Genomic DNA, 13,032 nt, shown 5'->3' with positions numbered 1-13,032 from the left:
AGCGAACTCCGCGAGATCAGGCGCTCGATTCCGGCGAGTTGCCGCCGCTGGCATCGCTGTCGCGGTTCAGGCGCTCGCGCATTTCCTTGCCGGTCTTGAAGAACGGAACGCTCTTCTGATCGACCGGCACATGCGCGCCCGTTCGCGGATTGCGGCCGGCCCGCGCCGGACGATGCTTCACGGAGAATGCGCCGAATCCACGCAGCTCAACCCGATCGCCGCGCGCCAGCGCAGCCACGATCTCATCGAGGATCGCATTGACGATGTTCTCGACATCCCGCTGGTAGAGATGCGGGTTGTGCTCGGCGATACGCTGAACAAGTTCGGATTTGATCATCGAGAGTGTGGCCCGGGACCTTGCGGATATCCATTTCCGTGAAAATGCCTTGAACTGTCAAGACGCTAAATCACTTTTGGCGCCGATGAAGAGCCGTGACAAATGGCCCGGGACCGGCTTTTCGCGATTCCCGCAATACGGGAGTGCGGCCGGAGACCGATTGTGCGCATCTCAATTGCTCCCCGACGGCTGCCAAAGCGCCAGCAAGCCATCCATGCCGAACCGATCGACTGCCTGGACCAGGCCGGCCTGCTCAATGCGGCGCGCAATCGCGCTCAAACCAAATGCATCAAGCGTGACCGAAGCGGCCGTGCGCAGGAATGTCAGATCACCGAAGCGCGGATTGAGCTTGTAGTCGCGGACCGGCAATTCGCTCTTGATCTTCTTCTCCTGAACCAGCCAGGCGACCGCAGCCCTCTCATCGCCGAGCTGATCGATGAGCTTCAATTCCACCGCCTGCCGGCCGGTGAAGACACGCCCGTCCGCAACCTTTTCAAGCAGGGCATCATCCATGCCGCGTCGCTCCTTCACGAGGCCGCGGAACCAGGCATAGGAATCCTTCACCAGCGCATCGATCGCGGCGCGCGCTTCCGGGCTGGTTGGCTCGAAGCCGTTGGGCGCGGCTTTCAGCGGCGAGGACTTTATCTCCTCGACCTTCACGCCCACGGTTTTCAGGAGTTCGCTGACATTCGGGAACTGGAACAACACGCCGATCGAGCCGACCAGCGAGCTCTGCTGCGCGACGATGTGGTCCGCGGCAATCGCGGTAATGTAACCGCCGGACGCCGCCAATCCCTCGACCACGACGACCAACGGCTTCTTCGCCTTCAGCCGCGTCAGCGCGTCGTAAAGCTGCTCGGAACCGGCGGTGGTGCCGCCGGGCGAATTGATATGGACGATGACGGCCGCAGCTTGCGACTTCTCGAGCCGCTCCAGCGCCTCGACACGATCCTGGTCGCTGCGGATCAGGCCCTCGATATTGATGCGCGCGATCGATCCCGCCGCCGTCAGCGAGCCGCGCCCACCCGCGACGATCACGCCGACGCCGACAAGGGCCGCGATCGCAACCACCGCGGCCGCGACGCGCCAGAAGGTCAGCTTGCGGCGAATCCGACGACGATCGACGATCACGTCTGAATCAAGCGACATCGAAAATCTCCAAAAGAGCTCAACGCGTTCTTGCAATCACAGGATGACGGAGAGGTTATCAAAATACATCAATTGCGGTGCAATATGAAGAAAACAAGGCTGGCATAGAGTTACAAGCGTAGCACGGATGGAATACGCCGAGATACGCGGCCGTAGCCCCTGAACAAAAAAGCCCCGGCCGAAGCCGGGGCTTGATGATGCGACGAAGAAAGCAAGTGCTCACTTCTCGTTGGCACGATTCTTGAGTGCAGTGCCGAGAATGTCGCCGAGCGTCGCGCCCGAATCCGAGGACCCGTACTGCGCGATGGCTTCCTTCTCTTCGGCCACTTCCAGCGCCTTGATCGAGACCTGCACCTTGCGGGCCTTCTTGTCGAACTGGATCACCCGCGCATCGACCTTCTCGCCGACGGCGAAACGTTCGGCGCGCTGATCGTTGCGGTCGCGGGCGAGTTCCGAGCGCTTGATGAAGGTGGTGAAGTCGGTGCCGGAGATCTTCACCTCGACGCCGCTCTCCTTCACTTCGAGCACTTCGCAGGTCACGACCGCGCCCTTCTTAACGTCGCCCGGCTCGGCGAAGGGATCGCCCTCGAGCTGCTTGACGCCTAGCGAGATGCGCTCCTTCTCGACATCGACGTCGAGCACGACAGCCTTCACCAGGTCGCCCTTCTTGAAGTTGTCGATCACCTGCTCGCCCGGAAGCTTCCAGTCGAGATCGGACAGGTGCACCATGCCGTCGACATCGCCTTCGAGACCCAGGAACAGGCCGAACTCGGTCTTGTTCTTGACCTCGCCCTCGACCACCGAACCGACCGGATGCTTCTCGACGAAGACTTCCCAGGGGTTGCGCATGGTCTGCTTGAGGCCGAGCGAGATGCGGCGCTTGACCGAATCGACTTCGAGCACCTGCACCTCGACTTCCTGCGAGGTGGAGACGATCTTGCCGGGATGCATGTTCTTCTTGGTCCACGACATCTCGGAGACGTGGATCAGGCCTTCGATACCAGGCTCGAGCTCGACGAACGCACCGTAGTCGGTGATGTTGGTGACGCGGCCGGTGAAGCGGGCACCAAGCGGATACTTCGCCTCGATGCCCTGCCACGGATCGTCCAGGAGCTGCTTCATGCCCAGCGAGATGCGGTGCGTCTCGTGGTTGATCTTGATGATCTTGACCTTCACGGTCTGGCCGATTGAGAGCACCTCGGTCGGGTGATTGACGCGGCGCCATGCGATATCGGTGACGTGCAGCAGGCCGTCGATGCCGCCGAGGTCCACGAACGCACCGTAATCGGTGATGTTCTTGACCACGCCGTCAATCACCTGACCCTCTTCGAGGTTCTGCACCAGCTCCTGGCGCTGCTCGGCGCGGGTCTCTTCCAGCACGGTGCGGCGGGACACCACGATGTTGCCGCGGCGGCGATCCATCTTGAGGATCTGGAACGGCTGCGAATTGTTCATCAACGGCGCGACGTCGCGGATCGGACGGATATCGACCTGCGAGCGCGGCAGGAAGGCCACCGCACCGTCGAGATCGACCGTGAAGCCGCCCTTGACCTGGTTGAAGATGACGCCGGTGACCTTCTCGTTGTTCTGGAACGCCTTCTCGAGCTTGCCCCAGCTCTCCTCACGCCGCGCCTTGTCGCGGGACAGCACCGCTTCGCCCAGCGCATTCTCGATGCGGTCGAGGAACACCTCGACCTCGTCGCCGACCTTGAGATCGCTTTCGCGGCCGGGGCCGGCGAATTCGCGCAGCGCCACGCGGCCTTCGGTCTTCAGGCCGACATCGATGACGGCCATGTCCTTTTCGATGGCAACCACCTTGCCCTTGACGACCGAGCTCTCCTGCAGATTGCCGCCGGCAAAGGATTCATCGAGCATCGCGGCGAAATCGTCGCGGGTAGGACTATAGGAAGCAGCAGTATTCGAAGCCATATGTTCTCCAGATGCGGGTGTCTTGCCGGCCGTTCGGGTTAAGGGCGCACCGCGCATGTGGTGTCAGGTCCGCAAATCCTGACGACCGCTCCTTGCGCGAGTGCGCAAAAGCGGGCCGGCAGCAAGCCACATGTTCGATACGTTGATGGCGCGCATTCCGCAAAAGTGGAAACCGGTTTTGCGAAAGAATACGCGTGACGTAGATGTCCGAGCCCGGAAACGAAGGATCGACATCAGGAACCGATGGAGCGGGCGCTCCTCCAATATCGGCCGGGACTCATACCCCGCTGCCGGCCCGCTCGGGCGGCCCCGACATAGTCGATGGCGGCACGGACCCTGCTGATATAATATCCACCGCTATTTTCGGCAAGCCGGAAATGCCCGATTTGCGGGGCTTTAATGCTGACACAAGCCTTAACAATGCCGGACTGCATTTGAACAATAATTGACTGTGTTGCGCGAAAGGCATCTGGCAGGGCTTGTGGCGGAACCCGGGCTTAAGTGAGCCCGCGCATAGTGCCGGCCCACCCAAGAGACAGGGGAACGACCATGAAAAGCGTGATCGCCCTGGCCGTCGTTGCCGCGTTCGCACTCGGCCATGCCATCGCCGCGATGCCTGGCGCGGCGGCGTCGATGCGGACCTTTTCGGCTGCACAGTCTTCCTCCGGCCTGGCTGACCAGGAATCCTCGACGCGCTAGACCAGTCCACGCGCCGCGCGCACCGCTTCGACAATGTCGATCGCGGCGCGCACGCCGGCCTCGATATCGAGATCGGAATTATCCAGCGTATGCGCATCTGGCGCCGCCTTCAGTGGGGCCACCGGGCGGTTCTTGTCGCGCTCGTCGCGCTTGAGAATATCGGCCAGCACCGCGGCCTCGTCAGCGTCCTCGCCGCGCGCGCGGGCCTCCAGCGTCCGCCGCCGCGCCCGCACACGCGGATCGGCGACGACAAAGATCTTCACATCGGCATGCGGGCAGATCACGGTCCCGATGTCGCGCCCGTCAAGCACCGCGCCGGGCGGATCGGCGGCGAACTGGCGCTGGAAATTGACCAGCGCCTCGCGCACTTTCGGGATCGCCGAGACCACGGAAGCCGCATCGCCGATCCGCTGCGTCTTCAGCTCGGGATGGCCGAATTTCTCGGGGTCGAGTTCCATCGCCGCCTTGATCGCCCGCGGCTCATCGGTGAGATCGGCACCGGCATCAAGCAGCGCCTTCGCCACTGCGCGATAAATCACCCCGGTGTCGAGATGGCGGTAGCCATAGTGGGCGGCGAGCCTCTTTCCCAGCGTACCCTTGCCGGATGCGGCCGGCCCGTCGATAGCGATGATCATGAAAACTCCGCGCCGAGCGAGCGCATCATCGGAATGAAATCCGGGAAACTGGTGGCGATGAAGGCGGTGTCGTCGATCGTCACCGGCCGGTCGGCGGCGAGCCCCATCACCAGCGCCGACATCGCGATGCGATGATCCATGTGGGTGGCGACCACGCCGCCGCCGGGCACATGGCCCTTGCCCTCGACGATCAAATCGTCGCCGGAAATCTCGACCTTGACGCCGTTGACACGCAGCATGTCGGCGGTGGCTTCGAGGCGATCGGATTCCTTGACGCGCAATTCCTGCAGGCCGCGCATGATGGTGGTGCCCTCGGCGTAAGCGGCCGCCACCGCGAGCACCAGATATTCGTCGATCATCGACGGCGCGCGTTCCGGCGGCACCTCGACCCCGCGCAATTTGGAAGCACCTACGCGCAGGCGCGCCATCGGCTCGCCGCCGTCCATGCGCAACTCGTCCTCCTCGATCGAGGCGCCCATCTCGCGCAGCGTGGTGAACAGTCCGGTGCGCAGCGGATTGGTCATGACGTCGGGCAGCACGATATCGGAGCCGCCAACGACCAGCGCCGCCACGACCGGGAACGAGGCCGAGGAGGGATCGGCGGGAACGACGACCTCGGCGCCGTGCAGTTCGCCCTGGCCGGTCAGCGCGATCCGGCGGCCGTGGCTACCTTCCTTGCTCGAGGTGAGCACGGCGCCAAAATGCTTCAGCATCAGCTCGGTGTGATCGCGGCTGGCCTCCTGCTCGATCACCGTGGTGACACCGGGCGCTGCCAGCCCCGCCAGCAGCACCGCGGACTTGATCTGGGCCGAGGCGACAGGGGTCTTGTAGACGATCGGCACCGGGTTGCGGGCGCCATGCAGCGTTAATGGCAGCCGGCCGCCCTCTCTCATGTCCCCCGCCCTCGCGCCCATCAGTTCCAAGGGATCGAGGATCCGCCGCATCGGCCGCGAGCGGAGCGAGGCATCGCCGTCGAAGATCGCCGTGATCGGACAGCCGGCAACCGCTCCCATCACCAGCCGGCAGCCGGTGCCGGAATTGCCGAAATCGAGCGGCCCGGCAGGCTCCGCGAAGCCCCCGACACCGACGCCCCGGACTGACCAGGCAAACGGGCCGGTACGCTCGACCTCGGCTCCGAGCGCCCGCATCGATTTGGCGGTATTGAGCACGTCCTCGCCCTCAAGCAGCCCGGAAATCCGGCTTTGGCCGACCGCCAGCGCGCCCAGGATCAGGGCCCGGTGGGAGATCGACTTGTCGCCGGGGACGCGGGCCTTGCCGCTCAGGGGACCGCTCGCGCGGGCCTCCAGGGGGGTCTTGGAGGGGGTTCTTTCGGGGTTCTGGTGGTCGGAATGGGCCAAGATAACGTCCTCTCGCGGCGCGGCAGGTAACATATCGAACCCCCGGCGTCACCCGGTGACAAATGCCCGCAAACCGCTATTGACAGCGGCCCCTCAACTAGCCAAGTGAAGCACCGCTTTTCAGAAAATTCCTGGGATCACCACGTGGCCAAGTCCGACCTCGGAACCAAACGCATTTGCCCGACCACGGGCAAGAAGTTCTATGATCTGAACAAGAACCCGGTTATCTCGCCTTACACCGGCGAAGTCGTGCCGATCGCCCCCGTGGCGCCGCCGCGCACAACCCGTGGCGCCAGCGCCGCTGCGGCCACCACCGCTGCGGATATGCCGGAGCCCGCGGAGGCCGAAGAATTGGTCTCGCTCGAGGAGGCCGACGCCGAGGAGAACACCGGCAAGGTCAAGGCCGTCGTTCCCGAATCCGAGGACGACATCGAGATCGACGAGACCCTCGAAGACGATGACGATGATGATTCCACCTTCATTGCCGACGAAGAAGAAGGCGATGAGGACGTCACGGACATCATTGGCGACGTCGGAGGCGATGAAGAGACTTGAGATCGATCCAGAACTGTGTTCTGGGTCTCTCCGCGCGAGTCGGATGCGGCTCGCGATCCCTTAAGGGGCCATAGCTCAGCTGGGAGAGCGCTTGCATGGCATGCAAGAGGTCGGCGGTTCGATCCCGCCTGGCTCCACCACGCTTCGCCCTTCGGGCTACGCGTGGCGCAGCCGCGCGAAGCCCGAAGGGCGAAGACGGGCTGCCCAGGACGCCGCTCGTAGACCTCCTACCAGACATTCCTGATGTGGTACGTCTACATCATCCGCAGCATCAATTTCCCGGACCAGGAATACATCGGCGCCACTGCGGATTTGAAACGGCGCTTTCCGGAACACAATGCCGGCAGGTCCGCGCACACCGCCAAGTTCAAGCCATGGCAACTGATCTGGTACTGCGCCTTCCCCGATAAGTACAAAGCGCTCGCCTTCGAGAAATATCTCAAGTCCCACTCCGGCCGAGCCTTCGCCAAGAAGCGCCTCTGATCCCCCTCACTCCCCCACCGCCGCATTCAGCCTGTCTCGCAGCGCGACGATCTCGTTCTTCATCGCCGAGAGTTCGGGGATCGAGCAGGCCGAAGCAACCAGGACCTGCTGCGGCACTGCTCTCGCCTTTTCCTTCAGCGCCTGCCCCTGCGGCGTCAGCGCGATCAGCACCTGCCGCTCGTCCTCCTTGCTACGTGTGCGCTTGATGAACTGCGCCGCTTCCAGCCGCTTGAGCAGCGGCGTCAGCGTGCCGGAATCCAGGAACAGCCGCTCGCCGATATCCTTGACCGGAACACCGTCCTTCTCCCATAGCACCAGCATCACCAGGTATTGCGGATAGGTCAGGCCGAGCCGGTCCAATAGCGGCTTGTAGACGCGGTTGAACGCGTGCGCGGCCGAATAGATCGCAAAGCAGATTTGATTGTCGAGCCGTAGCGGCTGGTCCGCGACCGCCAATTGTTTCCGTGCCATTTCTCAGCCTCGTCAGAATCTAGGTTCATTGTGGGCCGGTGCGGCCGCACATTCAATTGCGAACAATTAAATGTGAGGCCATGCGTTTTATATTGTGCGCAATCTAATTGTCTGCAATATAAGTGGCGTCGAAACCATTGATGAGGGAGACACCCCATGTCCGTGAACGTGCTCTACAAGACCAGCGCAAAGGCCACCGGCGGCCGCGACGGCCATGCCGCAACGCTCGATGGCGCGCTCGACGTCAAGCTCACCACCCCGAAGGAGCTCGGCGGTGGCGGCGGCGCCGGCAACAATCCCGAGCAGCTCTTTGCGGCCGGCTACGCCGCCTGCTTCATCGGCGCGATGAAGTTCGTGGCCTCGCAGGGCGGCCCGAAGGTGCCCGCCGACGCTTCGGTGACCTCGACGGTCGGTATCGGACCGCGCTCCGAAGGCGGCTTCGGCCTCGATATCGCGCTCGACATCTCCCTGCCCGGGCTCCCGCGCGCGGATGCAGAGGCGCTGGTGGAGAAGGCCCACCAGGTGTGCCCCTATTCCAACGCCACGCGCGGCAATGTCGATGTACGCCTGAACGTGGTGTAATCCGTATGGCGGAATAGCCCGCTGATTTTTCGCGGCGGGCTATTCGCGTTGCGATCGGTGACGGCATGCCCCCACGCGCGATAGGGCATTGCCGCCGCGTTCGAAGACCGCTAGCTCTGGCGAGCCCTCCATCTGTTTGACTTGAGGTTTCCCATGAGTTCAGAAGCGGTCGCAGGCGCGATGGCCGGCCTGCGCGTGATCGATCTGACGCGCGTGCTCGGCGGTCCCTATTGCACCCAGATTCTCGCCGACCACGGCGCCGACGTGATCAAGGTCGAGCCGCCCGCCGGCGACGAAGTGCGCGACTGGGGCCCTCCCTTTCATGAGGAGGATGCGGCCTATTTCGTCGGCATCAACCGCAACAAGCGCTCCATCGGGCTCGACCTTGCCTCCGAAGGCGGCCGTGCCGTGCTGATGAAGCTGCTCGAAGGCGCCGACGTCCTGATCGAGAATTTCAAGCCGGGCACGCTCGACAAATGGGGCATCGGCAACGACGTGCTACGCGCGAAATTCCCACGCCTGGTGCATTGCCGGATTTCCGGCTTCGGCGCCGACGGCCCGCGCGGCGGCAATCCCGGCTATGATGCGATCATCCAGGCCATGACCGGCATGATCGCCGCCACCGGCTCGCCGGAAAGCGGCCCGATGCGGATCGGCGTGCCGCTGGTCGACATCACCACCGGGCTCTATGCGGCGATCGGCATCCTGATGGCGCTGTCGGAGCGGCAGCGCTCCGGCCTCGGCCAGTTCCTCGAGACCACGCTGTATGAAACCGGCCTTGCGATCATGCATCCGCACACGGCCAACTATTTCATGCACGGCAAGCCGCCTGGCCTCACCGGCAACGAGCATCCCAATCTCGTTCCTTACGCGATCTTCCCGACCAAGACCGACAACATCTTCATCGGCGTCGGCAATGACGGCACCTTCCGCAAACTGGCCAAGGAGATCGGCAAGCCCGAGCTCGGCACTGATCCGCGCTTTGCCCGCAATAAGGATCGCATCGCCAACCGCGACGCGTTGCGTGCCGAGCTTGCCGCGGTGTTCAGCCAGTATGAGGCCGAGCCGCTGTGCAACCGCCTGCTCGCGGCCGGCCTGCCGGCGGGCCCGGTGCAGAAGATCGACCAGGCGCTGACCAACCCGCACACGATCTATCGCGGCGATATCATCGAGAAGGATTGGTACAAGGGCGTCGCCTCGCCCGTCCGGCTGGAACGCACCAAGCCCAGCCTGCGCCGCACTCCGCCGAAGTTCAGCCAGCACGCCGCCGAGGTGCTCGGCGAGTTCGGCTATTCGCAGGCAGAAGTCGAGGAGCTCATCGCCAAGGGCGTGGTCTGCGGGCCCGAGCGGAAGCGCTGATCTGTCCAGGCTACGTGCTCGTCATTCCGGGATGCGCCGAAGGCGCAGGCCCGGAATCCATCGGGCCACAAACGATGTGGATGAATGGATTCTCTGATGTGCAATTGCACATCATAGCTCACGCAGAGCCTGTCATCGGGCCGCGCCTTGCGCGGACCCGTTGGCGTGCCCAGGAATGACGGCTAAAGCCAGCGCCGGCCCCCGACGTTCGGGGCGCCGTCATCGGCGCTGTTAGTGGTTTCTACCTTTCGCCGGCTTCCCCGGTACCCTGATCTTCGCTTATAGGTCATTTGCACGTCATTCCGCGCTGTTAGCGCAACCGGCGGAGATGGCGGCTCAATGGGAGGGGTTTTGATGGCTTTTCGACAGTTCGGCGCTGCAGCGGCAATCGCGGTCGCACTGGCATTCGGCGCTTCGCCGGCATTTGCGGTGACCGAGATCCAGTGGTGGCACGCCATGACCGGCGGCAACAACGACGTCGTGGTCAAGCTCGCCAATGACTTCAATGCATCGCAAAGCGAGTACAAGGTCGTTCCGACCTACAAGGGCGGCTATGCTGATACAATGAATGCCGGCATTGCCGCGTTCCGCGCCGGCAACGCGCCCCACATCATGCAGGTCTTCGAGGTCGGCACCGCCACCATGATGGCGGCCACCGGCGCGATCAAGCCGGTCTATAAGCTGATGCAGGAGGCCGGCGAGAAATTCGATACGAGCAGCTACCTGCCTGCGATCACCGGCTACTACTCGACCTCGAAAGGCGAGATGCTGTCCTTCCCCTTCAACTCGTCCTCGACGGTGATGTGGGTCAATCTCGACGCCCTGAAGAAGGCTGATATCGCCGAGATTCCGAAGACCTGGCCGGACGTGTTCGCCGCCGCAAAAAAATTGAAGGCCGCCGGCTACAGCAATTGCGGCTTCTCCAACGCCTGGGCGACCTGGGTCAATCTCGAGCAGCTCTCGGCCTGGCACAACGTGCCGCTGGCCAGCAAGGCCAACGGGCTCGACGGCTTTGACACCGTGCTGCAGTTCAACGGACCGCTGCAGGTCAAGCATCTCGAAAATCTGGTCGAGCTGCAGAAGGACAAGACCTACGACTATTCCGGCCGCACCAACGCCGGCGAGGGCCGCTTCACGTCGGGCGAGTGCCCGATCTTCCTGACCTCGTCGGCCTTCTTCGGCAATGTGAAGTCGCAGGCCAAGTTCAACTGGACCAACGCACCGATGCCCTACTATCCCGACGCCAAGGGCGCGCCGCAAAATTCGATCATTGGCGGGGCCTCGCTGTGGGTGATGGGCGGCAAGACGCCTGCGGAATACAAGGGCGTCGCCAAGTTCCTTGCCTTCCTCTCCGATACCGACCGCCAGGTCGAGATCCACAAGGCCTCCGGCTATCTGCCGATCACCAAGGCCGCCTACGAGAAAGCGAAGGCAGAGGGCTTCTACAAGGATCAGCCTTATCTGGAGACCCCGCTGAAGGAGCTCACCAACAAGGAGCCGACCGAGAACTCGCGCGGCCTGCGCCTTGGCAACATGGTCCAGCTTCGTGACCTCTGGGCCGAAGAGATCGAGCAGGCGCTGGCCGGCAAGAAGACGGCCAAGCAGGCGCTCGATGCCGCCGTCGAGCGCGGCAACCAGATGCTCCGGCAGTTTGAAAAAACCGCTGTACGCTGAGATCTCTCGCTTCATTCTGATATCGTCGTCCCGGCCTTGAGCCGGGACGACGGCGAATCTGGGGTGTCATGCAGAAGCAGTCGGTTTTCCAGTCGAAGCTGTTGCCTTTTGCGCTGGTCGCGCCGCAGCTCGCGATCGTCCTGATCTTCTTCTATTGGCCGGCCGCGCAGGCCGTGGTGCAATCCTTCCTGCTTCAGGATGCGTTCGGGCTCTCGACCAGTTTCGTCTGGTTCGAGAACTACCAGGACATCCTGAGCCAGCCGGATTATTGGGCGGCGATCGTCAGGACTTTCGTTTTCTCCTTCGCCATCGCGTTCTCGTCGCTGTCGTTTGCGCTGCTGCTGGCTGTGATGGCCGACAAGCCGCTGCGCGGCGGAACGCTGTATCGCACGCTCCTGATCTGGCCCTATGCGGTCGCTCCGCCGGTGGTCGGCGTGCTCTGGGTGTTCATGCTGCACCCCTCGCTCGGGATCCTGGCGCGGGGATTGCGCAGCATGGGCATCGACTGGAATCCGCTGCTCGACGGCAATCAGGCCGCGCTCCTGATCATTCTCGCCGCCGCCTGGAAGCAGCTTTCCTACAATTTCCTGTTCTTCCTCGCTGGCCTGCAGAGCATTCCGAGAAGCGTGCTTGAGGCGGCCGCGATCGACGGCGCGCGCCCGATGCGGCGGTTCTGGACGGTGACGTTCCCGCTGCTGTCGCCGACCATCTTCTTCCTCCTGGTCGTCAACATCGTCTACGCCTTCTTCGACACGTTCGGCATCATCGACACGATGACGCGCGGCGGACCGGCGAAGGCCACCGAGACGATGGTGTACAAGGTCTATGTCGACGGCCTGCTCGGCGGCAACCTCGGCGGCTCGGCGGCGCAGTCGGTGATCCTCATGATCATCGTCATCGGCCTCACGGCAGTGCAGTTCCGCTTCGTCGAGCGCAAGGTGACCTACTGATGGTCGAGCAGGAAGGCATCCAGCGCTACGTCGCGCATGCGATCCTGTGGATCGGGATCGCGATCGTCGCGTTTCCGGTCTATCTCGCCATCGTTGCGTCCACCCAGGAAAACGCCGCGATCGCCAACGGCCAGATGTCGCTCCTGCCCGGCGGACATTTCCTTCAGACCTACTACCAGACCATTTTCGTCGGCACGAGCGGCTCGACCCGCGAGCCGGTCGGCACCATGCTGCTCAACTCGCTGGTGATGGCGCTCTTGATCGCATTCGGCAAGATCGCGGTCTCGATCATCTCGGCCTATGCCGTCGTCTATTTCCGCTTTCCGTTCCGGATGACGATGTTCTGGCTGATCTTCATCACGCTGATGCTGCCGGTCGAGGTGCGGATCTATCCGACCTACAAGACCGTCGCCGACCTGCATCTGCTCGACAGCTATGCCGGCCTCGCGCTGCCGCTGATCGCATCCGCCACCGCGACCCTGCTGTTCCGCCAGTTCTTCATGACCGTCCCCGAGGAGTTGCTCGAGGCGTCGCGGATCGACGGCGCAGGGCCGCTCAGGTTCTTCTGGGATACGCTGTTGCCGCTGTCGCGCACCAACATGGCGGCGCTGTTCGTCATCCTCTTCATCCTCGGCTGGAATCAATATCTCTGGCCGCTGTTGATCACCACGCGCGACGACATGCAGACGATCCAGATCGGCATCCGCAAGATGATCACCACCAGCGACGCGCTGACCGAATGGCCCGTGGTGATGGCGACTGCCGTGCTCGCGATGCTGCCGCCGGTGTTCGTGATCGTAGTGATGCAGAAGCTGTTCGTACGCGGACTGGTGGAGACGGAAAAGTGAGAC

14 protein-coding genes and 1 tRNA gene are annotated in these 13,032 nt (G+C 63.2%); 9 read left to right on the top strand and 6 right to left on the bottom strand.

Going from position 1 to position 13,032, the window contains the following annotated elements; all coding sequences use genetic code 11:
* Window positions 1-16 precede the first annotated feature (16 nt).
* The 3 genes from AC5ZGW_RS07125 to rpsA form a co-directional block, all read right to left on the bottom strand.
* Window positions 17-367, bottom strand: a complete 351-nt coding sequence (locus tag AC5ZGW_RS07125) for an integration host factor subunit beta (protein ID WP_283813271.1) — start codon at window positions 365-367, stop codon at window positions 17-19.
* Between the two features lie 141 nt (window positions 368-508).
* A complete protein-coding gene (gene sppA, locus AC5ZGW_RS07120; RefSeq protein WP_130226705.1) occupies window positions 509-1,486 on the bottom strand; it encodes a signal peptide peptidase SppA in 978 nt (325 codons plus the stop codon).
* A 219-nt stretch (window positions 1,487-1,705) separates the two neighbouring features.
* Window positions 1,706-3,415 carry a 30S ribosomal protein S1 gene (gene rpsA, locus AC5ZGW_RS07115; RefSeq protein ID WP_028167309.1) on the bottom strand — a complete coding sequence of 570 codons (1,710 nt, stop codon included), beginning with the start codon at window positions 3,413-3,415 and terminating at the stop codon, window positions 1,706-1,708.
* Window positions 3,416-3,964: 549 nt separating this feature from the next.
* Between rpsA and AC5ZGW_RS07110 the strand changes: the two genes are divergently transcribed.
* On the top strand, window positions 3,965-4,114 hold the full coding sequence (locus tag AC5ZGW_RS07110; RefSeq protein ID WP_165435277.1) for a hypothetical protein: 150 nt from the start codon (window positions 3,965-3,967) through the stop codon (window positions 4,112-4,114).
* On the opposite strand, the gene cmk is transcribed toward AC5ZGW_RS07110, so the two are convergent.
* Both cmk and aroA read right to left on the bottom strand, forming a co-directional pair.
* On the bottom strand, window positions 4,111-4,749 hold the full coding sequence (cmk, locus tag AC5ZGW_RS07105; protein ID WP_130226706.1) for a (d)CMP kinase: 639 nt from the start codon (window positions 4,747-4,749) through the stop codon (window positions 4,111-4,113). The two genes, AC5ZGW_RS07110 and cmk, sit on opposite strands and share 4 nt — an antisense overlap.
* Complete coding sequence (gene aroA / locus AC5ZGW_RS07100) at window positions 4,746-6,140, bottom strand: 3-phosphoshikimate 1-carboxyvinyltransferase (protein WP_130226707.1); 1,395 nt, start codon at window positions 6,138-6,140, stop codon at window positions 4,746-4,748. Before aroA ends, cmk begins: the two co-directional genes overlap by 4 nt.
* A gap of 111 nt (window positions 6,141-6,251) precedes the next feature.
* Here aroA and AC5ZGW_RS07095 point away from each other — a divergent pair, with 111 nt between their 5' ends.
* From AC5ZGW_RS07095 to AC5ZGW_RS07085, 3 genes are all read left to right on the top strand, one after another.
* Entirely contained in the window at window positions 6,252-6,662 is a 411-nt protein-coding gene (locus AC5ZGW_RS07095; RefSeq protein WP_028167312.1) for a TIGR02300 family protein, read from the top strand.
* 64 nt (window positions 6,663-6,726) lie between these two features.
* Window positions 6,727-6,802: transfer RNA gene (locus tag AC5ZGW_RS07090), tRNA-Ala, on the top strand.
* A gap of 103 nt (window positions 6,803-6,905) precedes the next feature.
* The gene (locus tag AC5ZGW_RS07085) at window positions 6,906-7,145 is read left to right on the top strand and encodes a GIY-YIG nuclease family protein (RefSeq protein ID WP_130226708.1); all 240 of its coding nucleotides are present in this window, start codon (window positions 6,906-6,908) and stop codon (window positions 7,143-7,145) included.
* Between the two features lie 6 nt (window positions 7,146-7,151).
* Here the strand turns inward: AC5ZGW_RS07085 and AC5ZGW_RS07080 are convergent, their stop codons facing one another.
* Window positions 7,152-7,616 (bottom strand): MarR family winged helix-turn-helix transcriptional regulator, encoded by a 465-nt coding sequence (locus AC5ZGW_RS07080; protein WP_130226709.1) that lies wholly within the window; start codon window positions 7,614-7,616, stop codon window positions 7,152-7,154.
* A 156-nt stretch (window positions 7,617-7,772) separates the two neighbouring features.
* Here AC5ZGW_RS07080 and AC5ZGW_RS07075 point away from each other — a divergent pair, with 156 nt between their 5' ends.
* The 5 genes from AC5ZGW_RS07075 (at window position 7,773) to ugpE (ending at window position 13,029) form a co-directional block, all read left to right on the top strand.
* A complete protein-coding gene (locus AC5ZGW_RS07075) occupies window positions 7,773-8,198 on the top strand; it encodes an organic hydroperoxide resistance protein (RefSeq protein ID WP_028167314.1) in 426 nt (141 codons plus the stop codon).
* 153 nt (window positions 8,199-8,351) lie between these two features.
* Window positions 8,352-9,557, top strand: a complete 1,206-nt coding sequence (locus AC5ZGW_RS07070) for a CaiB/BaiF CoA transferase family protein (RefSeq protein ID WP_130226710.1) — start codon at window positions 8,352-8,354, stop codon at window positions 9,555-9,557.
* A gap of 354 nt (window positions 9,558-9,911) precedes the next feature.
* Window positions 9,912-11,231, top strand: a complete 1,320-nt coding sequence (gene ugpB, locus AC5ZGW_RS07065; RefSeq protein ID WP_130226711.1) for a sn-glycerol-3-phosphate ABC transporter substrate-binding protein UgpB — start codon at window positions 9,912-9,914, stop codon at window positions 11,229-11,231.
* A 68-nt stretch (window positions 11,232-11,299) separates the two neighbouring features.
* Entirely contained in the window at window positions 11,300-12,181 is an 882-nt protein-coding gene (gene ugpA, locus AC5ZGW_RS07060) for a sn-glycerol-3-phosphate ABC transporter permease UgpA (RefSeq protein ID WP_130226712.1), read from the top strand.
* Window positions 12,181-13,029 carry a sn-glycerol-3-phosphate ABC transporter permease UgpE gene (gene ugpE, locus AC5ZGW_RS07055; protein ID WP_130226713.1) on the top strand — a complete coding sequence of 283 codons (849 nt, stop codon included), beginning with the start codon at window positions 12,181-12,183 and terminating at the stop codon, window positions 13,027-13,029. The genes ugpA and ugpE overlap by 1 nt, the downstream gene beginning before the upstream one ends.
* The last annotated feature ends 3 nt before the right edge of the window (window positions 13,030-13,032 follow it).

The sequence above is a fragment of the Bradyrhizobium sp. Crot121 genome, assembly GCF_059512385.1.
This window is presented reverse-complemented; position numbering and strand designations above follow the sequence as displayed.